The organism is Streptomyces sp. NPDC002309 (genome assembly GCF_053593375.1).
Genome location: NZ_JBSFCI010000008.1, coordinates 90,090 through 111,404, shown reverse-complemented (window position 1 = coordinate 111,404; position 21,315 = coordinate 90,090). Strand labels below are relative to the sequence as shown.

General features: G+C 72.2%; 20 protein-coding genes. 13 read left to right on the top strand and 7 right to left on the bottom strand.

What is annotated here, in order from left to right:
• Positions 1-11: 11 nt before the first annotated feature.
• The 4 genes from ACWCPM_RS09555 to ACWCPM_RS09540 form a co-directional block, all read right to left on the bottom strand.
• Positions 12-440 carry a very short patch repair endonuclease gene (locus ACWCPM_RS09555; protein ID WP_450975639.1) on the bottom strand — a complete coding sequence of 143 codons (429 nt, stop codon included), beginning with the start codon at positions 438-440 and terminating at the stop codon, positions 12-14.
• A gap of 54 nt (positions 441-494) precedes the next feature.
• A complete protein-coding gene (locus ACWCPM_RS09550) occupies positions 495-3,410 on the bottom strand; it encodes a Z1 domain-containing protein (protein WP_450975638.1) in 2,916 nt (971 codons plus the stop codon).
• Positions 3,411-3,530: 120 nt separating this feature from the next.
• Positions 3,531-5,111 carry an ATP-binding protein gene (locus ACWCPM_RS09545; RefSeq protein ID WP_450975557.1) on the bottom strand — a complete coding sequence of 527 codons (1,581 nt, stop codon included), beginning with the start codon at positions 5,109-5,111 and terminating at the stop codon, positions 3,531-3,533.
• 146 nt (positions 5,112-5,257) lie between these two features.
• Positions 5,258-6,274 (bottom strand): SEC-C metal-binding domain-containing protein, encoded by a 1,017-nt coding sequence (locus ACWCPM_RS09540; RefSeq protein ID WP_450975556.1) that lies wholly within the window; start codon positions 6,272-6,274, stop codon positions 5,258-5,260.
• 164 nt (positions 6,275-6,438) lie between these two features.
• On the opposite strand from ACWCPM_RS09540, the gene ACWCPM_RS09535 reads away from it, so the two are divergent.
• The 4 genes from ACWCPM_RS09535 to ACWCPM_RS09520 all read left to right on the top strand — a co-directional run bounded on the left by ACWCPM_RS09535 (position 6,439) and on the right by ACWCPM_RS09520 (position 9,411).
• Positions 6,439-7,218 (top strand): class E sortase, encoded by a 780-nt coding sequence (locus ACWCPM_RS09535; protein ID WP_450975555.1) that lies wholly within the window; start codon positions 6,439-6,441, stop codon positions 7,216-7,218.
• A gap of 62 nt (positions 7,219-7,280) precedes the next feature.
• Positions 7,281-7,595, top strand: coding sequence for a DUF6412 domain-containing protein (locus ACWCPM_RS09530; RefSeq protein WP_450975554.1), 315 nt, complete (start codon positions 7,281-7,283; stop codon positions 7,593-7,595).
• A 102-nt stretch (positions 7,596-7,697) separates the two neighbouring features.
• The gene (locus tag ACWCPM_RS09525) at positions 7,698-8,417 is read left to right on the top strand and encodes a YidC/Oxa1 family membrane protein insertase (RefSeq protein WP_450975553.1); all 720 of its coding nucleotides are present in this window, start codon (positions 7,698-7,700) and stop codon (positions 8,415-8,417) included.
• A 136-nt stretch (positions 8,418-8,553) separates the two neighbouring features.
• Complete coding sequence (locus ACWCPM_RS09520; RefSeq protein ID WP_450975552.1) at positions 8,554-9,411, top strand: fumarylacetoacetate hydrolase family protein; 858 nt, start codon at positions 8,554-8,556, stop codon at positions 9,409-9,411.
• An 85-nt stretch (positions 9,412-9,496) separates the two neighbouring features.
• On the opposite strand, the gene ACWCPM_RS09515 is transcribed toward ACWCPM_RS09520, so the two are convergent.
• From ACWCPM_RS09515 to ACWCPM_RS09505, 3 genes are all read right to left on the bottom strand, one after another.
• Entirely contained in the window at positions 9,497-10,372 is an 876-nt protein-coding gene (locus ACWCPM_RS09515) for an LLM class F420-dependent oxidoreductase (RefSeq protein ID WP_450975551.1), read from the bottom strand.
• Positions 10,373-10,466: 94 nt separating this feature from the next.
• Positions 10,467-10,982 carry a heme-degrading domain-containing protein gene (locus ACWCPM_RS09510; RefSeq protein ID WP_450975550.1) on the bottom strand — a complete coding sequence of 172 codons (516 nt, stop codon included), beginning with the start codon at positions 10,980-10,982 and terminating at the stop codon, positions 10,467-10,469.
• Positions 10,979-12,064 (bottom strand): Gfo/Idh/MocA family protein, encoded by a 1,086-nt coding sequence (locus tag ACWCPM_RS09505; protein ID WP_450975549.1) that lies wholly within the window; start codon positions 12,062-12,064, stop codon positions 10,979-10,981. The genes ACWCPM_RS09510 and ACWCPM_RS09505 overlap by 4 nt, the downstream gene beginning before the upstream one ends.
• Here ACWCPM_RS09505 and ACWCPM_RS09500 point away from each other — a divergent pair.
• The 9 genes from ACWCPM_RS09500 (at position 12,063) to ACWCPM_RS09460 (ending at position 21,202) form a co-directional block, all read left to right on the top strand.
• Positions 12,063-13,343: an ROK family transcriptional regulator gene (locus ACWCPM_RS09500; RefSeq protein WP_450975548.1), complete on the top strand. Its 1,281-nt coding sequence runs from the start codon at positions 12,063-12,065 to the stop codon at positions 13,341-13,343. The genes ACWCPM_RS09505 and ACWCPM_RS09500 overlap by 2 nt on opposite strands.
• Before the next feature lie 366 nt (positions 13,344-13,709).
• Complete coding sequence (locus ACWCPM_RS09495; RefSeq protein ID WP_450975547.1) at positions 13,710-14,537, top strand: hypothetical protein; 828 nt, start codon at positions 13,710-13,712, stop codon at positions 14,535-14,537.
• 31 nt (positions 14,538-14,568) lie between these two features.
• Positions 14,569-15,324 (top strand): GntR family transcriptional regulator, encoded by a 756-nt coding sequence (locus ACWCPM_RS09490; RefSeq protein WP_450975546.1) that lies wholly within the window; start codon positions 14,569-14,571, stop codon positions 15,322-15,324.
• A gap of 185 nt (positions 15,325-15,509) precedes the next feature.
• Positions 15,510-16,634, top strand: a complete 1,125-nt coding sequence (locus ACWCPM_RS09485) for a TIGR03364 family FAD-dependent oxidoreductase (RefSeq protein WP_450975545.1) — start codon at positions 15,510-15,512, stop codon at positions 16,632-16,634.
• A gap of 5 nt (positions 16,635-16,639) precedes the next feature.
• The gene (locus ACWCPM_RS09480; protein ID WP_450975544.1) at positions 16,640-17,368 is read left to right on the top strand and encodes an HAD family hydrolase; all 729 of its coding nucleotides are present in this window, start codon (positions 16,640-16,642) and stop codon (positions 17,366-17,368) included.
• Complete coding sequence (locus ACWCPM_RS09475; RefSeq protein ID WP_450975543.1) at positions 17,368-18,426, top strand: ABC transporter ATP-binding protein; 1,059 nt, start codon at positions 17,368-17,370, stop codon at positions 18,424-18,426. Before ACWCPM_RS09480 ends, ACWCPM_RS09475 begins: the two co-directional genes overlap by 1 nt.
• Positions 18,419-19,306, top strand: a complete 888-nt coding sequence (locus ACWCPM_RS09470) for a 2-aminoethylphosphonate ABC transporter permease subunit (RefSeq protein ID WP_450975542.1) — start codon at positions 18,419-18,421, stop codon at positions 19,304-19,306. Before ACWCPM_RS09475 ends, ACWCPM_RS09470 begins: the two co-directional genes overlap by 8 nt.
• Positions 19,293-20,090 (top strand): ABC transporter permease, encoded by a 798-nt coding sequence (locus tag ACWCPM_RS09465; RefSeq protein WP_450975541.1) that lies wholly within the window; start codon positions 19,293-19,295, stop codon positions 20,088-20,090. The genes ACWCPM_RS09470 and ACWCPM_RS09465 overlap by 14 nt, the downstream gene beginning before the upstream one ends.
• Before the next feature lie 50 nt (positions 20,091-20,140).
• A complete protein-coding gene (locus tag ACWCPM_RS09460; RefSeq protein WP_450975540.1) occupies positions 20,141-21,202 on the top strand; it encodes a 2-aminoethylphosphonate ABC transporter substrate-binding protein in 1,062 nt (353 codons plus the stop codon).
• Positions 21,203-21,315 lie beyond the last annotated feature (113 nt).

The following is a 21,315-nucleotide window of genomic DNA, read 5'->3' as shown; positions in this document are numbered from 1 at the left end:
TCCGCTCCCCCTCAGCCCCTCTTGCGAACCTGCTCCAGCGCCCTCTGCTTTCGTCGGTCCCGATCCAGCTTCTCCCGGTCCACCGCCGCGCGTACCGTCGCCGCCACCTCTTCCGTCGGTACGTGCTCCCAGAACCGCAGCACCGTCCACCCCATCGCGCGCAGATGCTCCGTGGTCTCCCGGTCGCGGGCCATGTTCCGGTCCAGCTTCTGGCGCCACCAGTCCGCGTTGGCCTTCGGTTGAGTGGCGTGCTGAGGGCACCCGTGCCAGAAGCAGCCGTCGATGAGGACCGCGACCTTGGCCCGGGGGAACGCCACGTCGATGCGTCGCCTGGGCATGCCCGGCACGGGGTACTCCACTCGATAACGCAGCCCCGCCGCGTGCAGCAGGCGTCGCACGGACAGTTCGATGCCCGTGTTCTTGCTCGCCTGCTTGCTCATCCGGGCCGAGACGCCGAGAGAGGAAGGCGTCACGCTGTTCACTGTCGTCGAGCCTCACGAACGCATATCGTCACGGTCGATGATCGCGGCTTCCGCCTTGGTCGAGTCGATCGCACGGAACCGAACCAAGGGACGGTCGCCCTGAGCCGTCGACGGCGGGGCGACGAAGGCGAAGGCCATGACCAGGTCACGCGGATCGACCGAACCGTCGGACGCGATCCGGGGTTCCGATTCCACCACGGGATAGAGCACCAGCGCACCCCGACGCGGACGGACGCTCTGCTCGACGGTGACGTTTCCGGTGAGGTTCGTGGCCCCCGCCAGGCGCTTCGCCGCATCGACGTGCTTGGGGTCACGGATCGCCCCGAACAGTGCCCCGCGGCGACGCTTGCGTCGGGCGAGCGAGAAGGGGCCGTGCCCCAGAATGCGTGCCTCGCGATCGACGGACGTCTGGAGCGGAGCGATCACGAACCACTCGTCGATCGTGCCCGGTTCCCGCCCGACGTCCAGCAGGAACTCCAGATGGGGCGAGAACTGCTGCGGGACGGACCAGCGCAGGTCGCACAGCACCGTGAGCAGGTCGCTGTGCGACACCGTGCCCACCAGTGCGTCGTAGTGCGGACCGCCGTCCACACCGAGCGAGACAGGAGCGGACGACAGGGTCGCCAGGACCGGCGCCCAACACTCGGTGTTGTGACGCAGGGCGGCGGGGTTCTCCGGGTAGGCCGTGGGCTCTTCCCACATACCCGGCGACCGCACCTCGACCAGTTCCGCGTTGAACATCTTGTTGCGGGCGGACGGCTTCAGCCATGGCAGATGCTGGGCCACCAACGGCGGGATCTGGGCCGGGGTGACCTGGGGCCGGCCGTCCACCGAGGGGGCGTAGCGGGCCAGTTCGGCGCGGAAGAGTTCCTCGTCGCGGCAGATCGCCTCGAAGGCCTCGTACAGGTCGACGGTCTTGGCGTTGCGGCCTCGGCCGAGGGTCTCCTCGCGGCCGATGTAGAGCCGCACCAGGTCCCGGTACCCGGGACGGAAGCCGAACCAGCGGCCCATCTGCATCAGGGTGTCGGCCTGCCGCGTCGTGCGGCGGTAGTACGTGATGGTCAGGCCCTCGACCGTGAAGCCCCGGGACAGCTTGGTGCCGCCGACCAGGATCTTCCAGACGTTCGGGGTGCGGTCGAAGTCCAGGTCCGGCTGGGCGTAGTCGCGCTCGCTCTCGCCGTTGACGACGATGACGGGGCTGCCGCCCCGATTGATCAGTTGGCAGGAATCGGAGATGAAGGGCTTGAGGTCCGCGTACGTCTCGGGTGTGGGCAGGGAACGGTCCGCGTAGGTGTGGAAGTCCTTGTCGAAGAGGGACGCCAGACGGGTGTGGCCCGCCGGGCCCGTGTAGGCGGCGTCGCGCCACATCGTCCGGATGCGCTCGGCGAGCACTGCGTGCTCGGCCATGCGGACCGATTCGTGCACGAGCATCGTGTGGTGGCGGAACGGGTCGGAGGGCACGCCGTGCTTCTCGCGGTAGAGCTTCAGAGCGCCCGTGAGGACGAACGCGTCCATGGCCTCCTGGAGGCGGTCGCCCGTGGACTCCGCCTCCATGACGGGATCGCCCGTGTAGTCGCAGATGCCCCGGACATGTCTCCGTTCGGCCTCGCCCTCCTCGCCGTCGACGGAGTCCAGGTCATGGAAGTCCTGAACGCCCATGTAGTCCGTGGGACGGGGCAGGGAGATCAAGAAGTCGCGGGGGAAGAGGTCCGCCTCGTCGCCAGGGTCGATGAACACGTTGGCGAAGGGGGTCGCGGTGTAGCCGACGTACTGGGCTCGGGGCAGGAGGGTGAGGAGCTTGCTGATCTGGCCGTTGATCGCGGTGCGGGTGACCTTGCCGTCCTCCCACTTCTTCGGGTCCGTCGTGTTCACCGAGGCCTGGTCCGACTCGTCGTCGATGATCAGGGCCGGTATCTCGCCGAGGATCGGACCCATCTTCTTGAGGTCCTTGACCAGATTCTCCAGCACCGACTTGTTCTTCTTCACGACCATGACGCGGGCGCGGGCCGCATGCAGGTTCGCGGGGTCGAACAGTGGGCGCGTGCGGTCCGGCTTGTCGAACTCCAGGGCGCTGATGCCGCGCTCCAGGGACACGTAGTCACGATCGCGAGAGGTCAGACGCTCGATGTCGAAGGCGCCGAGCGTGGAGGGACGGGCGCCGAACGAGACGAACTTCGACGGCCAGTCCTCGTCGTCCTGGTAGTCGATGCCGACCAAGGCGTCCGGATCGTTCGGGTCGGCGGCGCCCAGTATGTTCTCCTGGCCGATCAGTTCCATGTCGAGGCGGCGCTGGGTCTGCCCGCGCAGCAGGTTCAAGGTGCCGCCGAGGACGATCACCAGACGGTAGCCGGCGTCGATCGCCTTGGCCGTGACGCCGGTGAAGTTGGCGGTCTTGCCGGACTGTACGTAGCCGACGACCAGACCGCGCGCGCCGTAGGGGGCCTCACCGGTGGGGTCGGCAAGACGCTCCACGACCGCGTGGGTGGCTTCGTCCAGACCGGAGACCGCCGCGTCGCTCCAGTCCTTGCGGCGCAACAGACGCTCGTAAGAGGCCCAGTAGAAGGAGCGGTTCGCCGCCGACTCCCGGGTGTACCAGGGCTGGAACTCGCGGCTGATCGTCACAGGGCCCGGTTCCGTGTGGACAGGGACGGCGGCGTCGAACGCTTTGCGCACATCAGCGCCGAACGCGAGCTTGTCGTAGACCTCCGCACGGCGCGTCGGGGTCCGCGGCGCGGTCGTCGACCACGTGGGCGACTGCTCGAAGTCCCATCCTGTGAGCTTGCGGCGCCAGAGGGCGAGCAGCTCGTCGCCGGATGCCGCCGCGAGGATGCGGTCGAGGAACCCGCTCCCGTCCGTGTCCGTCGGTTCGTCGGTGTCGGCGAGCACGAAGGCGAGCTTGGCGAAGTGCTTGGGGCCGCGTCGGCTCATCGCGTCGAGGACCTCGCCGTGGAGGTCGGTGAGGTGGTCGGGAGCGGGCGCGTTCTCTGCGGTCACGGCGTCGGGCCGGCCTCTCTGATGTACGGGACGGTGCGGGGGAGAGACGGTGGACTAACCCTCGTCGCGGGCGAGTTCGGCCCGTACCGCGGTGACGAGCACGCTGTTCCACAGGGCGACCTTGTCGGTCTGGTTGGCCCAGACCCGCTCTTTCTGGAAGATCTCGTTGAGCATCAGATAGAGGAGACTCTTGAGGACCGGGGCGTCGTTGGAGCCTCCGCGTCGGTTGCCGTTGAAGGCGTGCCGGTAGTCCTTGTTGAGGACGACCCGGCGCTCCTTGTGGTCGATCGTGAAGAGCAGTTCGGCGGAGTCGACGCCGGGCGGCATGTCGAGCCTGGCCCAGGTGAAGGTGATGGGGTCGTCGCCCTCGAGCTGCGGCAGTTCGTCCCGCAGCGTGCGCTTCAGCTTGGGGTCGATGCCTTTGCCGGGCGGGATGACGGCGACGCGCCTGACCTCGGTGCGCCGCTTGGCGGCTTCGCGGTAGGTCGCCTCGGCCTCTCGAAGGTATTCGGTGAAGGTGTGGCCAGTGGTGGGGGCCGCTGCCTTCTCCAAGCCCCGGGCGAACGCCGGGGTCACCTGGACGCCGTCCTTCTTGACGGTCAGCGCGAACACGTCATTGGGCTGGGGTGGAAGATCCACGGCGATCCTGGCGAGGGCGAGGTGGCCCTCCGGGCTGCGGGTGTCGTTCCAGCCGCCGGCCTGGACGAGCCGGTTGTTGCGGTAGAGGTAGAAGCCCTGGCGTTCGGCGAGCGGGCCGATCCCGCGGAACGCGACGAGCGGGGACTTGGGCGGCCATATGTGTGCTTCGAGCGCGACGTCGCCGACGCCCTCGACGGGAGCGACGTACGTCCGGGGATAACCGGCGCGGCCCGGAACGCGGTAGCCGAACGGGTCGATGGGCTCCACGCCCCGGTGGTCCAGTTCCTCCCGGGTGTGGACGTCCTCGACGACGATGTCGATGTGGAAGCCGTCGCGGGCGAGGAAGCGGTGGAGGTAGAGGCCGAGATGGGTCTCCAACCGCTCGATGGCGTCGTTGAGATAGCGGTCGGTCTGGCCGTCCACGATGGTCTCGAACGCGCGGACATGGTCCCAGCGCACGATCGTGCCGTGCCAGCCGATGACGCCGTCATAGCGGTCGACCAGGTTCTGGCAGTAGCTCGCGTCGACGATGTCGCAGGTGAAGTCGGCCTGCGCGCGGGCGGTGAGCCAGCGGCGGCCGGCCGACGGGCTGCGCTTGGTCCGGCTGATCACGGTGAGCGCGTCAGCGTGCGAGAGCGAGGCGGCCTTCAATCCGGCGCCGAAGTGTCCGAGGGCGTCGGCGGCGTATTCCTCGCGCCCGCCCACGGTCATCGCCGTGTCCAGGCTCCCCTCGTCCATGCCGTCGCCGTCGTCGATGACGAGCAGGCCGACGAGGCGATCGCGGCCGCCGCGCTCACCGGTGTCCCGGAGGAAACTCACGACGATGTTGTGGGCCTGCGCGTCTATGGAGTTGTCGATCAGGTCGGCGATGGCCGCCTCGAAGCCGTAGCCCTGGTGCGCGAGCGATTCGAACGACCTGGCCGCCGGCGGGAGCTGTTTGCTCCCGCTGGTGGGTACGTCGAACTGCCACTCCGATGAAGGCTGGTAGGGCGGCATGCAATTTCCTCGCGGGCCAGGACATGCCAGTGCGGGCATGCCGATTCGGCTGGTCGCGTATGACGTTAGCGTGCACGAGTTGTGGAGGAGTAGTGGGATCGGCGCAAATAGGGTCGCCGGTCAGGGAATGCGCCGCGCCGCCGGCGTCAGGCCATGGCCCCGTGACACTCCCCGTACCCCCGACCCGTCCCGCACCAGCAAGCGCCCGTTCCCTCCGGGGGCCAGGCGACGGCGCGGCCGCGGGACGCGAGTGTCGTCGCGTACTGGGGGAGGAGCGTCGGGTCGTCCGGGGTCGTGTGCTCCGATGCGGCGAAGGCCTCGAGGGAGGGGACCGTGCCGGTGACGACGCCCAGGTTGGGGGTGCCGGAGGACGACAGTTCCCGTAGCGATGTCTCTATCGTCGACAGGTGTTCCTCGTGGGACGGGTACTCCGAGGACAGGGCCGGGTAGGCCGAGAGCAGTTCCGTCAGTTCGCCCGCCGGCCAGTGCAGGACGGCGACGGGGAACGGGCGGGACAGGGCCTCCCGGTAGGCGCCCAGCTCGGCGCGCAGACGCGAGATCTCCGCCTCCAGTTCCGCCGGGTTGTCCGAGCCCAGGGACCACACCCGCTTCGGGTCGTGGAGCTCGTCCAGGGTGACCGGCATGGAGTGCAGGGTGTCGGCCAGGGTGTCCCACTCGTCGTGGGGGAGGCCCAGCATGCGGCGCACCCGGTGGCGGCCGAAGAAGAGGGGGTGCGTGGGCCGCGGGGGCCGTGCGCCGTCCGTCACGAGGAGCCGCGCGGCCTCCGTGAGGACCTCCTGCGCCGTCTCCAGCTCGTCGTGGGCCTCCAGGGCCTCGGCCACGATCACCCAGGGGGCGGCTTCGCGCGGGGCCCCCGTGCGGATGCCGTCGATGATCGCCCGGGCCTCGGCCTCGTGGCCGTACTCCCAGAGGTTCGAGGCTTTCAGGGCCCGGACCAGATACGGGTCCTCCAGACTGCCGCCGGAGGAGAGCAGGCGGTCGTAGAGCGCGGTCGCGGCGGGGCGGTCGCCGGACAGTTCGAGGTGGGCCGCGGCCCGCAGGAGCAGGGCTTCGGCGTCCTCGGGGTACAGGACGGCGGTTCGCTCCAGGCGGGCCGCCTCGGTGGCGTGGTCGACGTTTTCGGCAGGCGTGTCGGGGCGCATGGGGGACACCGTACTGCCGAGCGGTGACAAAAAAGAGTCCGTCCCGCGACGCCCGGGGAGAGCAGGGCGGTTGAAAGGACCAGCGCGCGTCTGGAGACCTCACGCCCCGCGCCTTATCGTGCGGGCGGCCCGTCCCGTAGTGACGGTGGAGGAGGCGTCCGCCCATGCGCGTGCCCGTCGTGCTGCACACCGACCGGCGACGGCGCGCCCGGCGCCGGCGCGCCCTGTGGACGGGTGCGGAGGTCCTCGTCACCGCCGGGCTCGTCGTCCTGCTCCTTGTGGTCCACCAGCTGTGGTGGACCAACCAGCAGGCCCGGCAAGGAGCCCAGCGCGAGGTGGCCGCGCTGGAGCGGGACTGGGACGGGGGCGCCGCGCCGGGGCCGGGGGTGCGGGAAGGCGACCCGGTGGACGCCGGGGACGGAGACCTCCCCGTGCCGCCGGACGGCGCCGGCACCCGGCAGACCGGTCCCGCGCCCGCCTCGGCGCCCGTGCCCTCCCACGCTTACGCGATCCTCGCCGTCCCCCGTCTGGACCTCCGCGTCCCCGTCGCCGAGGGCATCGGCAAGGCCGGCGTCCTCGACAAGGGCTACGCCGGTCACTACCCCGGCACCGGACAGCCCGGCCGCGCCGGGAACTTCGCGCTCGCCGGGCACCGCAACACCCACGGCGAGCCCTTCCGGCACCTCGACCGGCTCGGCGACGGCGATCTGATCGTCGTCGAGACGCGGACCGCGGTGTACACGTACGCCGTCGACCAGACCGTCCCGCGGACCTCCGCCCGCGACACCGGGGTGATACGCCCCGTGCCGCGCAGCCTCGTCCATCCGGGCCGGGGGTACAGCGAGCCGGGGTACTACATCACGCTCACCACCTGCACCCCCGAGTACACGTCCAAGTACCGCCTGGTGGTGTGGGGCACGCTCCGTTCCCTGCGCCCGCGGTGAGCGACGGCGGTGAGGTATAAACGAACGACAGGACCGTGCGCACGAGGAGAGGGGGAGCCGCCGTGACGCTGCAGCGCTGCGCCAGGTCGCGCCCCGCCGTCCTGCTCCTGATCCTCTTCCTCGACTTCGCGCTGCTGGACGCCGGTACCCTCGCGGCCACCGTCGCGCTCGCCGCGACCGCCGCCGCCGGCTCGGCGTTCACCGTCTCCCTGCTGGTCGGCGCGCGCCGCGTGCCCGCCGTGCCGCCCACGCGGGTGCGCACGGCCATCCGCGACCGGGACCGGCGTACGGCCTTCCTGCCGCAAAGCGACCCCGACGCCAGGGGCCGCACCCGCCCCCGAGCGCCCGGACACGCCCTCCTGACGACCGTCGCGTAGGGCACGCCACTTCGAAGCAGCACCTCACGGTGACCCCGCGCGGGTCGTCATGCCGCCGTCCCCTGTCCCGGCACGACGAGACCCACCACGGAGGGCTCACCCATGTCCGTTTTCGCCGATCTGGTCGAGCAGCTCGCCGAGTTGCTCCAGCCGTTGTTCCACGCCTCCGCGGCCGCCGCCGCGATCGTCCTGTTCACCGCGTTCGTACGGCTGCTGGTGCTGCCGCTGTCCCGGGCCTCCGCCCGGGGGCAGAAGGCGCGTACCGCGTTGCAGCCGAAGATCGCCGAGCTGCGCAGGAAGCATCACAAGAACCCCGAGCGGCTCCAGCGGGCGGTGCTGGAGCTGCACGCGCAGGAGAAGGTGTCCCCGCTGGCGGGCTGTCTGCCCGGCCTGATGCAGGTGCCCGCGTTCTTCCTGCTCTACCACCTGTTCTCGAACCCGACGATCGGCGGGGAGGCGAACGCCCTGCTCGGCCATGATCTGTTCGCCGCGCCGCTGGGGGACCGGTGGCTGGACGCGCTGGGGGACGGAGGGGTGTTCGGCGCCGCCGGGCTGGTGTACGTCGCGCTGTTCGCCCTCGTCGCGGCCGTCGCCGTGTTCAACTTCCGCCGTACGCGCCGGATGACGGCCGCCGCGGCTCCCGTGCCGGCCGGCGGTGAGCGGATGCCGGGCATGGGCGCCGTGGGAGCCGTCACCAAGGTGATGCCGTTCATGTCGTTCCTCACACTGATCACCGTCGCGGTGGTGCCGCTGGCGGCGGCCCTCTACGTGGTCACCAGTACGACGTGGAGCGCGGTGGAGCGGGCCGTGCTGTACCGCTGAGCGGGGCCGGCGCTTCCCCGCGGTCCGGTACGTGAACGAGGTATTGCGGACCGGACCGCCACCTTGGAGGATCGACCAGTCCTCCGATGGCTGCACACATCGGTGGGTGCCCCACGATCGAGGGAGATGGTGACCGATGAAGCTGCTGCGAGTCGGAACGGCCGGTGCGGAACAGCCCGCGCTGCTGGACGCCGAGGGCGTGCTGCGGGACCTGTCCGGACTCGTGCCGGACATCGACGGCGCGCTGCTCGCCGACGACGCGGCGCTCGGCCGTGTCCGTGCCGCCGCCGCCGTCGGGGAGCTGCCCGTGCTGGACGGGGCGGGCCTGCGGATCGGGCCGCCGCTGGGGCGGATCGGCAAGATCGTGTGCATCGGCCTCAACTACCACGACCACGCCCGCGAGACCGGGGCCGAGCCGCCCGCCGAGCCGGTGGTCTTCTTCAAGGCGGCGGACACAGTCGTCGGGCCGAACGACACGGTGCTGGTGCCGCGGGCGTCCCGCAAGACCGACTGGGAGGTGGAGCTGGCGGTCGTCATCGGCCGCACCGCCCGCTATCTGGAGTCGGCCGAGGACGGGCTCGCGCATGTCGCCGGGTACGCGGTCGCGCACGACGTCTCCGAGCGGGAGTTCCAGATCGAGCGCGGCGGGACCTGGGACAAGGGCAAGAACTGCGAGACGTTCAACCCGCTGGGCCCGTGGCTGGTGACGGCGGACGAGGTGCCCGATCCGCAGCGGCTGTCGCTGCGGCTGTGGGTCAACGGCGAGCTGAAGCAGGACGGGTCGACCGGTGAGCAGATCTTCCCCGTGGGGGAGGTCGTGCGGTACGTGAGCCAGTTCATGACCCTCTACCCCGGCGACGTGATCAACACGGGTACGCCCGCCGGGGTGGCGCTGGGGCAGCCGGAGCCCAAGCCGTATCTGCGGGCCGGGGACGTCGTGGAGCTGGAGATCGAGGGGCTCGGGCGGCAGCGGCAGGAGTTGAAGGACGCGTAGGGCTCGCCCGAAGCACCCACGGACGCGGGTAGGGTCGCGGACGCCGGGAGGGCGGCGCCGACGCCGCCCCGTCCGGACGCCGTCGTCACGCGAGCAGACCCGCCAGCCGGCGCCACTGCTCCCGCGGGAGCGTGTCGCCGGGCCCGGCGCCGACCACCTGGAGCGCCACGTGGTCCGCGCCCGCCTCGTGGAAGGCGCCGACGCGTTCCCGGATGTGGTCCTCGTCGCCCCACGCGAACACCGCGTCGATCAGGCGGTCGCTGCCGCCGTCCGCGAGGTCCGGCTCGGTGAAGCCGTGGCGGAGGAAGTTGTTCGTGTAGTTCGGGAGCGCCAGGTACATGGCCAGGAAGTCCCGGGCCGCGCCGCGGGCCCGGTCCGGGTCCCGTTCCAGGACGACCTTCAGCTCGGGCGCCAGGATCGGCGCCTCGCCCAGGATCTCGCGGGCGTAGGCCGTGTGCTCCGGTGTGACCAGGTACGGGATCGCGCCGGCCGCGCGATCGCGGGCGAGCTCCAGGGTCTTGGGGCCGAGCGCGGCCAGCATGCGGCGCCCGGCGGGCACGCCGGCCGCGTCCAGCGCGTCGAGGTACTCGACGAGGGCCGAGTAGGGGCGCTTGTACTGCTCCGCGAACTTCGCGTGGCTGACGCCGAGACCCAGGACGAACCGGCCGGGGTGGGCGGCCTCCAGCTCCGTGAAGGCCGCCGCGGTGTCCTCGGCCTCGTACTGCCAGATGCTCTGGATGCTGGTCCCGACGGTGATCTCCGACGTCGCGCCGATGAGGAGGGCGGCGTGCCGGGCGGCGCTGTTGCCGCCCAGCCACAGGGCGCCGTACCCCAGGTCCTCCAGCTCGGCGGCGGCGTCCGCCAGCTCGCCGCGCAGCGACGGTTCCTCGGCGCGCAGGCCGAAGCTCCAGATGCCGTACCGTCCCAGCCGTTCCTTCAGCGAGGCTGCGGGGTGGTTCATGGGCGCGATCCCTCCGGTTGCCGTGACGGCCGTCACACCGATGTGTAACCGGAGGGTCGCTCGGGCTAATCCCGGCGAGCCGGGAGGCCGGGAATCAGCCCTGGTCGCCCAGGAAGTGCTCCAGGGCCTCCACCACCATGCGGTGGTCCTGGAGCTGGGGCAGGCCGGAGACCGTCACCGAACCGACGACGCCCACGCCCTCCACGGTGATCGGGAAGGAGCCGCCGTGCGCGGCGTAGAGGTCGGGGTCCAGCCGGGAGGACTCCTCGAACGACGTGCCCTTGGCACGGAAGCGGGCGCCCACCAGGTACGACGCGGAGCCGTAGCGCTCCACCACCCGGCGCTTGCGGGCGATCCAGGCGTCGTTGTCGGGGGTGGAGCCGGGCAGGGCGGCGTGGAAGAGCTGCTGGCCGCCGCGGTGGATGTCGATGGCGACCGGCGCCTGGCACTCCCGGGCCAGCTCCACCAGCAGCGAGCCGAGCGTCCAGGCGTCGTCGAAGCCGAACCGGCGGAACACCAGGCGGCGTTCCTGGGCCTCCAGCTCCTCGATGCCGGGCGTCAGTTCGGGGGCGGACCCAGGGGTCGTCGAGGTCGTGCTGCTGTGCGTCACAGGTTCACCGTCACTCCGTCGCGGGCCGAACGGCGGGCCGCTTCCAGTACGTCCAGGGTGGCGGCCGCCTCCAGGGCGGTCACCGGGTTGGGGGCGCCGTCGCGCAGGGCGGCGGCGATCCCGGCGTAGTACGCGGGGTAGTCGCCGGGCAGGCTGGGCACGGGGCGGCCACCGCCGGTCAGCGGGGACTCGCCGGAGCCGAGGCGGCCCCACAGCGACTCGGGCTCCGCGCCCCAGCCGGCGGTCGTGGCGGGGAGCTGCCCGTCCTTCAGGGCCGCCTCCTGCGGGTCGAGGCCGTACTTGACGTAGCCGGCCTTCGAGCCCAGCACCCGGAAGCGCGGGCCGAGCTGGGCGGTCGTCGCGGAGACGTACAGGTGGGAGCGGACGCCGCTCTCGTGGGTGACGGCGATGAAGGTGTCGTCGTCCGTCTCGGCGCCCTGGCGGCGGGTGTCGGCCTCGGCGTACACGGAGGCGGCGGGGCCGAAGAGGACCAGGGCCTGGTCGACGACGTGGCTGCCGAGGTCGTACAGCAGACCTCCGATCTCTGCCGGGTCGCCGGACTCGCGCCAGCCGCCCTTGAGCTGTGGCCGCCACCGCTCGAAGCGGGACTCGAAGCGCAGTACGTCGCCCAGTTCGCCCTCGGCGACGAGCCGGCGCAGCGTCAGGAAGTCGTTGTCCCAGCGGCGGTTCTGGAAGACGGAGAGGAGCAGGCCGCGCTCCTCCGCGAGGGCGGCCAGCTCGCGGGCCTCGGCCGCGGTGCCGGCGATCGGCTTGTCGACGACCACGGGGAGGCCGGACTTCAGGGCTTCGGTCGCGAGGGGGACGTGCGTCTTGTTCGGGGACGCGATGACGAGGAGGTCCAGGTCGTCGGCCCGCTCGAACAGCTCGTCCGGGCCGGCGGCGACGCGCACGCCGGGGTGCTCGGCGCGGGCCTGTTCCTGCCGCTCGGGGTTCGAGGTGACCACCGTGTCCAGGGCGAGGCCCTCGGTGGTCGTGATCAGCGGGGCGTGGAAGACGGAGCCCGCGAGGCCGTAGCCGACGAGGCCGACGCGGAGGGGCGAGCCAGGGGGTGTGGCAGTCATGCGTCCACTTTCGCAACGCTGTTGCCAAAGTGCAAGCGCGGGCGACAATGGGACGGTGAACAGGGCGAACACCACCACAGGAGCCGGACCCGGACCCGGACCCGGCCCGGGAGCGGGACAGGCCGCGGACGGCGGGGCGCGGAGCGCGGCGCGGGCGGCGCAGGGCGTGGACCACGGCGTGGAGCACGGCGGGCGCCCGGGCGCGAACCTGCCGGCGGTGCGCGGTCACAACGCCGCGCGCGTCCTCGGACTCCTGCGCGGCGCCGGGACGGACGGCGTCAGCCGGCTGGAGCTCGCCGAGCGGACCGGGCTGACACCCCAGGCCGTCAGCAAGATCATCGCGCGGTTGCGGGACGAGGGCCTGGTGACGGAGGCGGGGCGGCTGGAGTCCACGGGCGGCAAGCCGCGCACGGTGCTGCGGCTGGTGCCGGGGGCCGGGCATGCCGTGGGGGTGCACCTGGACCGGGACGAGCTGCGGGTGGTGCTGGTCGACCTGGCCGGGACGGTGGTGGGGGAGCGGCGTACGGCGATGGACCTCGGAGCGGGCGCGGAGGCCGTCGTGGGGGACGTGGCCGGAGTCGTCACGGAGGTCCTCGGCGGGGACCCGGCCGCCGGCGTGCGGTCGCTGCTCGGGGCCGGGGTCGCCCTGCCCGGACCCCTCGACCACGTCCACGGGGTGCTGCACCGCGTCACCGGGTTCCCGGAGTGGGACGGGTTCCCGCTGCGCGACGTGCTGGGGCGCCGGCTCGGGGTGCCGGTGGTGGTCGACAAGGACACGAACGCCGCCGCGCTGCGGCTGGCCGTCGGGGACGGCGGCGGGTCGTTCGCGTACCTGCACTTCGCGGCGGGCCTCGGCTGCGGGCTGGTGATCGAGGGCGCGGTGCATCGCGGGGCGCGGACCGGGGCGGGGGAGTTCGGGCACCAGGTCGTGCAGCTGGACGGGCCGGTGTGCGGGTGCGGGAACCGCGGGTGCGTCGAGGCGCTGTGCCTGGACGCGGTGGCCCGCGGGGACGTGGCGGAGGCGGCGCGGGTACTGGGGGTCGGCGCGAGCAACCTGATCGCGCTGCTCGACGTCGACATGGTGCTGCTGGGCGGCCGGATCGTCGCGACCGAGCCGGAGCGGTTCGCCCGGGGAGTCGCCGGGGTCCTCGCGGAGCGCGCCCGGCGCACGGGGGAGGAGGCGGTGCCGGTCCGGATCGCGGAGGGCGGGAGCCGTGTGGTCGCCGAGGGCGCGGCGCAGTTGCTGCTGGCGCCGTTGTTCGGGAGGGGCGGGGGGTGAGGGGGCGGCGCGTGGGACGGTGACCGGGGTGCGGTGAGGGCGGCTTTCTCGTGGGCCGGGGTGCGGTGGGAGTGGCCTTCTCGTGGGTCCGTGCGCTGGGGGGCCTTCTCGTGGGTCCGCGCGCGGTGTGGAGACGGCGAGCAGCGCTCGACCGCCCACCGCGGGGGCGGCCTTCTCGTGGGCCGACGCGTGCCGGCCGGCGACCGGGGTGTCCTTCTGGTGGGCCGGCCCGCGGCACCGGTGACCGGGATGCGGTGGTCGTGTCCTTCCCGTGGGCCGGCGCGGCCTGCCCGATCGGGCGGACCTGTTGGGCCGTACGGCGCGGTGTTCTCGCGGAGCGGCAGGCGCGTGGCACGCAATGGAGGCATGCGACTGTGCACGCCCGCCTCCCTCTGCCTCGCCGCAGCCGCCGCCCTCCTCACCGGAGCCGTCTCCTCCTCGCACGTGGCCCCCGCGCCGACCCTGCACGCGGCCCCCACGCCGACCCTGCACGCGGCCGCCACGCCGACCCCGCACACAGCCCCCACGGGCGACTGCACCGCCTCCGACGACCGGCAGTTCCCGATCACCACCCGGATCGTCGACGGCCCCGCCTCCTACGACGCCGGCGGCGGGTACGGGACCTGGGCCATCGAGCTCGGCAACACCACCCGGGGCGCCTGCGCCGGCATCCACCCGGTCGTCGTGCTGGTCGACGGTGAACGGGAGTTGAAGCCGTCGCAGCCGCGGCTGGAGTTCTACGAGGGGACTCGGCCCCGCGCGGTGCGGTTCGAGCGGACCGACAGGGACGAACTGGTGGGGGTCTTCGGCGACGGGTTCGCGGGGTTCACCGTGCCGGCCGGGCGGACCCTGACGGTGCGGGTGCGCCTCGCGCTGACCTCCGACGCCGTGCCGAACGACATCACCGCCAACGCGGCCGTCGTGCAGCGGCGGGCGGACGACGGCGACTGGGTCGGGCAGTCGAACGACTACCGGTTCCGGGTACGGGCGCTCCCGGAGCCGGAACGGGAGGGCAACGCCGAGCCCGGCGACGACCCCTCCGCCGCCGAGTCCGCCGCTCCAGACGGCGGCCTCTCCTTCGCCGACGAACTCGCCCGCACCGGCCTCACCACCCCCCGCGGTGCCCTCGCGGCCGCGTCCTTCCTGCTGGTCGTGACCGGTACCGCCCTGGTGAGGGTGCGCAGGCGGCGCTGAGCAGCCGCGTCGCCCGTGCGACGATCCCTGCGTGGACTACCCGAACGACCAGGCCCCCGGCGCCCCCGTCCGCGACGGCATCCCGGAGCACGGACGCATCCCCAAGTACTACGCGGTCAAGGCGCGGCTCGACCGGCTGATCGAGGACCTCGGAGAGGGCGGACTGCTGCCCACCGAGCGCGATCTCTCCGAGCGGTACGAGGTCGCCCGCGAGACCGTCCGGCAGGCGATCCGCGAGCTGGTGCTGGAGGGCAAGCTGCGCCGGCAGGGGCGCGGGACCGTGGTCGCGGGGCCCAAGCTGGAGCAGCCGCTGTCCCTGGCCAGCTACACGGAGGGGGTGCGGCGGCAGGGCCGGACCCCGGGCCGCAACCTCGTCAGCCTCGACCGCTTCCCCTGCCCGGACCCGCTCGCCGCCGAGACCGGCCTGCGGCGAGGCGAGCCCGTCTGGCACTTGGAGCGCCTGCTGCTCGCCGACGACGAGCGGGTGGGCCTGGAGAGCACGTACGTCTCCGTCGCCCGGGTGCCCCGGCTCGACCTCGACTTCGACCCGGACTCCTCCTTCTACGCCTGGCTGGGGGAGCAGGGCATCGGGTTCGGCGACGCCGACGAGCGCATCGAGACCGTGCTGGCCACCCCGCGCGAGGCGTTGCTCGTCGGGACGCCGCCCGCGCTGCCGATGCTGCTGATCCACCGGGTGTCCAGGGACACGGAAGGGCAGCCGCTGGAGCGGGTCCGGAGCCTCTACCGCGGCGACCGGTTCTCCTTCACGACCCGTCTGCGCGGCTGAGACGCCCCTCCGGCATGGCCGAAAAACGCCCATCAATCGCCTGATGTCCGCCCGGAAACGACCGAGATCCACTCCTTTGATTATAACGAACAGATAACGGGTCTAGCCCAGACTTGCCGGCTCGTTCACGCTCCCGTTGTCGGCCGGACCCTTCCGGTTCCCTCAGTTCAAGGAGCGTGGCGGACGTGAGAGTGATAGTCGTCGGAGCCGGCGTGGTGGGCACCATGCACGCCTGGCACGCAGTGAACCGTGGCCATGAGGTCGTACAGATCGAGCGCGAGGCGGAGGCTCGCGGCGCGTCCTTGCGCAATTTCGGCCAGATCTGGGTCAGTGGCCGCGCCGGCGGCGAGGAACTGGAGACCGCGCTGCGGGCCCGCGAGCTGTGGGAGGAGATCGGCGGCCGGGTCCCGGCCGTCGGCTTCCGCCCGAACGGCTCCCTGACCCCCGTGCGCGGCGACCTGGAACTCGCCGTGGCCGAGGCCGCCGTGGCCCGCCCGGACGCCGCCTCCCGCGGCTACAAGTTGCTGACCCCCGGCGAGGCCCGCGCACTGAACCCCGCCCTGCGCGGCGAGTTCGACGCGGCCCTGTACTGCGAGCGGGACGCGGCCGTCGAGCCCCGCACCGCGCAGCTCGCCCTGCGCGAGGAGCTGCTGAGGTCCCCGCGCTACCGCTTCCTGCCCGGCCGCGAGGTCCGTGACGTCATCGGCGCCGACGCCGTCCGTGACGACCACGGCGACGTCCACCAGGGCGACGTGGTCGTGCTGTGCACCGGCGCCTGGCTCGGCGGCCTGGTCCGCGAGCTGACCGGCCCCGACCTGCCGGTCCGCCGGGTCCGCCTGCAGATGATGCAGACCGAGCCCCTCGGCGAGCCGCTCACCACCTCGATCGCCGACGCCGACAGCTTCCGCTACTACCCGGCCTACCGCGGCCCCGCCCTCGACGAGCTCAACGCGGGGCAGCCGCAGCCCGAGACCGCGGCCGAGCACCGCATGCAGCTGCTCATGGTCCAGCGTGCCGACGGCGGACTGACCATCGGCGACACCCACGAGTACGAGCACCCCTTCGCCTTCGACACCCTCGAAGACCCCTACGACCACCTCACCGGCGTCGTCGAGTCCCTGCTCGGCCGCCCGCTGCCGAAGATCAGGCGCCGCTGGGCCGGCGTGTACGCGCAGTGCACCGACACCTCCCGGGTCGTGCACCGGCAGCAGGTACGCGACGGCATATGGCTGGTGACCGGGCCCGGCGGGCGCGGGATGACCTGCTCGCCCGCGATCGCCGAAACCACCGCGAACGAACTTGGCTGGTGAACACCATGACGAACCCGACGCACCCGCAGCCGCACCCGGCGGACCCGACCACCGACATCCGCCTCGTCGTCCTCGACATGGCCGGCACCACCGTCGCCGACGGCGGCCTCGTCGAGCGCGCCTTCGAGGCCGCCGCCCAGGAGCTGGGCGTCCGGCCCGGCACCCCCGACCACGCCGACAAGCTCGACTACGTCCGCGCCACCATGGGCGAGTCCAAGATCTCCGTCTTCCGCCACCTGTTCGGCACCGAGGAACTCGCCCGGCGCGCCAACACCGCCTTCGAGAAGGCGTACGGCGAACTGGTCGACGGCGGGCTCGTCGCCCCGATCCCCGGGGCCCGCGAGGCCATCGAGGAGATCCAGGCCGGCGGCCGCACCGTCGTCCTGACCACCGGCTTCGCCCGCGTCACCCAGGACGCCATCCTCGCCGCCCTGGGCTGGCAGGACCTGGTCCCGCTCACCCTGTGCCCCGCCGACGCGGGCGGACGCGGGCGGCCCTTCCCCGACATGGTGCTCGAAGCCTTCCTGCGCACCAAGGCCGCCGACGGCGTCCAGCAGGTCGCGGTCGTCGGCGACACCTCGTACGACATGCTCAGCGGCGTCCGCGCCGGGGCGGGCCTCGTCGCCGGGGTCCGCACCGGGGCGCACGGCGACGAGGCGCTGCGCGAGGCGGGCGCCGGCCACGTCCTCGACTCGGTGGCCGCCCTGCCCGCCCTCCTGCGGGGAACCGCCTGATGGGCATCCGCTTCGACTCGGTCACCGTCGCCTACGACGGCAACGTCGTCCTCGACTCGCTCGACCTCACCGTCGCCCCCGGCGAGGTGATGGCGCTGCTCGGGCCGTCCGGGTCCGGCAAGACCACGGCCCTGCGCGCGGTCGCCGGGTTCGTGCGGCCGGTCTCCGGGCGGGTGTTCCTCGGCGACCGGGACGTGACCGACCTGCCGCCGTACCGGCGGGGCATCGGGATGGTCGTCCAGCAGTACGCCCTGTTCCCGCACATGCGCGTCGAGGACAACGTCGCTTTCGGACTGAAGGCCCGCAAGGCCGACAAGACGGACAAGGCGGGGATCCGGCAGAGGGTCGCCGAGGCGCTGGAGATGACCGGGATGGCGGCCTACGCCCGCCGCTACCCCCGCGAGCTGTCCGGCGGCCAGCAGCAGCGCGTCGCCATCGCGCGGGCGCTCGCCATCCGGCCGGACGTCCTGCTGCTGGACGAGCCGCTGTCCGCGCTCGACGCCCAGCTGCGCTCCGGCATGCTCGCCGAACTCGCCCGGCTGCACCGGGAACTGCCCCACGTCTCCCTCCTCTACGTCACCCACGACCAGGTGGAGGCGCTGACCCTGGCCGACCGGATCGCCGTGATGGACAAGGCGCGGCTCCAGGCGTGCGGCACCCCGCGCGAGCTGTACCGGGCGCCCGCGAACGAGTTCACCGCGTCCTTCGTCGGCAACGCCAACCTGCTGCCGGTCACGGTGGGACAGGGCGGCGTGGCCTTCGCCGGCGCCGAGCTCAAGCTGGACACGGGGTCCGTGGCCCCGGGCGCGCGGGCCACGCTGTGCGTCCGCCCGCACCTGGTCGGGCTCGGCTCCGGACCCAACCAGCTGTCCGGGACCGTCGCCGAGATCCAGTGGCGGGGCGCGACGCACCGGCTGTACGTCGAGGTGGACGGCCACCGGGTACTGGCGGACCTGCGGGAGCTGCGGGAGCCGCCGGCCCTCGGGGACACCGTCGCGCTGCACTTCGCGCCCGAGGACGCGGTGCTGCTGCCCGCGGGGGTGAGCCTGCATGGCTAGCGCGACGCTCGGGACCACGGCGACCGGCACCCCGGCGCCCGCGACCCCGGCCCCTTCCCGCAAGGTGCCGGCCTGGATCTGGGCCCTGCCCCCCGTCGCCTTCCTCGGCCTGTTCTTCCTCTACCCGCTCGCCCTGGTCGTCCAGCAGTCCTTCCAGCCGGACACCGGCGGCACCTCGGTGCGGCCCTACGCCGACGTCTTCGCCTCCGAGGCGTTCCGCGAGGCCCTGTGGACCACCGTCTGGCTGGCCGTCGCGGCCACCGTCGGATGCCTGGTCCTCGGGTTCCTGCTCGCACTGGTCATCGCGTTCGTGCCGTTCCCCGGCGCCCGGGCGGTGTCGAAGTTCATCGACGTCTTCCTCTCCTTCCCGTCCTTCCTGATCACGCTCGCCCTGCTGTTCGTCTACGGCTCGGTCGGCATGGCCAACGGACTGTGGACGGACGTCACGGGAGCGGCGGAGGGGCCCTTCCAGTTCCTCACCACGCCCTGGGGAGTGCTCCTCGCGGAGATCACGTACTTCACGCCCTTCGTGATCCGCCCCCTGCTCGCGGCCTTCTCCCAGCTGGACACCGCCCAGCTGGAGGCGGCGAGCTCCCTGGGCGCCCGGGCACCGCGCATCATCCGGCAGATCATCCTGCCCGAGGCGCTCCCGGCGCTCGCCGCCGGCGGCAGCCTCGTCCTCGTGCTCTGCCTCAACGAGTTCGGCATCGTCCTGTTCACCGGGGCCAAGGGCGTCACGACCCTCCCGATGCTCGTCTACAGCAAGGCGATCCTGGAGTCCGACTACCCGGGCGCCTGCGTGGTCGCCGTCGTCAACGTCCTGATCTCCGTGGGCCTGTACGGCCTGTACCGGGTGGTGAGCCGTCGTGCTGGTGCATAGCCGCAAGGCGAGGTGGGCCGTGTGGACGGTCTTCCTCCTGCTCTTCCTGCCGCTGTTCGCCCTGCCGCTCCTCGTGGTCCTCGGCGCCTCGTTCGCCACGAACTGGTCGAGCGTCCTGCCGTCCGGCTTCACCACCGGGCACTACTCCGCCGCCACCCGCGGCGAGGCCCTCCAGGCCCTCACCACCAGCCTGGTGACGGCGGTGGCCGCGAGCCTGCTCGCACTCGCCGCCGGCACCTGGGCCGCGCTCGCCGCGGCGGCCCTGAACAGGCGGTACCGCAAGGTGCTCGACGCTCTGTTCGTGCTGCCGGTCGCCGTTCCCTCGGTGGTCGTCGGCCTCGCGATCCTGGTCGCCTTCTCCCAGCCGCCGTTCCTGCTGAACGGCACCCGCTGGATCGTGATCGCCGCCCACACCGTCCTGGTCACCGCGTTCGCGTACCAGTCGGTGTCCGCGGCGGTCGTCCGCCTCGACCCGGCGTACGAGCAGGCCGCCGCCTCCCTCGGAGCCCGGCCCTCGTACGTCCTGTGGCGCGTCAGGATCCCCCTGCTGCTGCCTTCCCTGACCGCCGCCGCCGGCCTCTGCTTCGCCCTGTCCATGGGCGAGCTGAGCGCCACGATGATGCTCTATCCGCCCGACTGGACACCACTTCCGGTCCTCATCTACGCGGCCACCGACCGCGGCGCCCTGTTCGCCGGCTCCGCGATCGCCGTGGTGCTGATGGCGGCGACCCTGCTGGTCCTGCTCGCCGTCTCCAAGATCCGCACCAAGGCCTCGTACCGCTAGTCCACGTTCCCTCTGCGCACCCCGCACCCACGCAAGGAGTTCACGTCGCCATGCCCGCAAAGAACATCAAGCCGGTCGCCGCCGTCCTCGGCAGCCTCGCCCTCGCCGCCTCCCTGACCGCCTGCGGCGGCGGCTCCGCCGCCTCCGACGAGAAGGTCGTCACCGTCTACAGCGCCGACGGCCTCAAGGGCGAGAACGGCGACGGCTGGTACGACCAGGTCTTCAAGGACTTCGAGAAGGAGACCGGCATCAAGGTCGAGTACGTGGAGGGCGGCTCCGGCGAGATGGTGCAGCGCGCCGTCCGCGAGAAGCGCAACCCGCAGGCCGACGTGCTCGTCACCCTCCCGCCCTTCATCCAGCAGGCCGACGACAAGGGCCTGCTCCAGAAGTACGCCCCGAAGGGCTCCGACCAGGTCAGCGGCGCCGACAAGTCCGCCGACGGCACCTGGACCTCGGTCGTCAACAACTACTTCGGGTTCATCTACAACACGAAGGAGCTGAAGCAGGCCCCCACCACGTGGGAGGAGCTGCTCGACGCCCGGTACAAGAACAAGCTCCAGTACTCCACGCCCGGGGTCGCCGGCGACGGCACCGCCGTGCTCATCAAGGCCATGCACGACTTCGGCGGCGAGCAGCCCGCCATGGACTACCTCGGCAAGCTCCAGGCCAACAACGTCGGCCCGTCCGCCTCCACCGGCAAGCTCGCCCCCAAGGTCGACAAGGGCGAACTGCACGTCGCCAACGGCGATGTCCAGATGAACTTCGCCCAGTCCAAGACCATGCCCCACCTCGGCATCTGGTTCCCGGCCCGCGAGGGCGGCAAGCCCACCACCTTCGCCCTGCCCTACGCCGGCGGCCTGGTCACCGACGCCCCGCACGGCGAGAACGGCAAGAAGCTCCTCGACTTCATGCTGAGCCGGCAGGCGCAGGCCCAGGTCAGCGAGATCGGCGGCGGCTTCGCGGCCCGCCAGGACGTCAAGGCCACCGACGCCAACGCGATCGCCCTCACCAAGCTCATGGACGGCGTCGAGATCTTCGAGCCCGACTGGGACGACATCGGCGAGAACCTGACGAAGTACGTCGACTCCTGGAAGTCCGCGACCGGCAGCTGAGCCACCGGGTGGCCGACGCGATCGGGAACACCCGGCACTAGTCTTGGGGGCGTCGGTACGCCGCGGTTCCGGCGCCCCTGTTTCGCACGTACGCCAGGAAGTGATCGACGCAC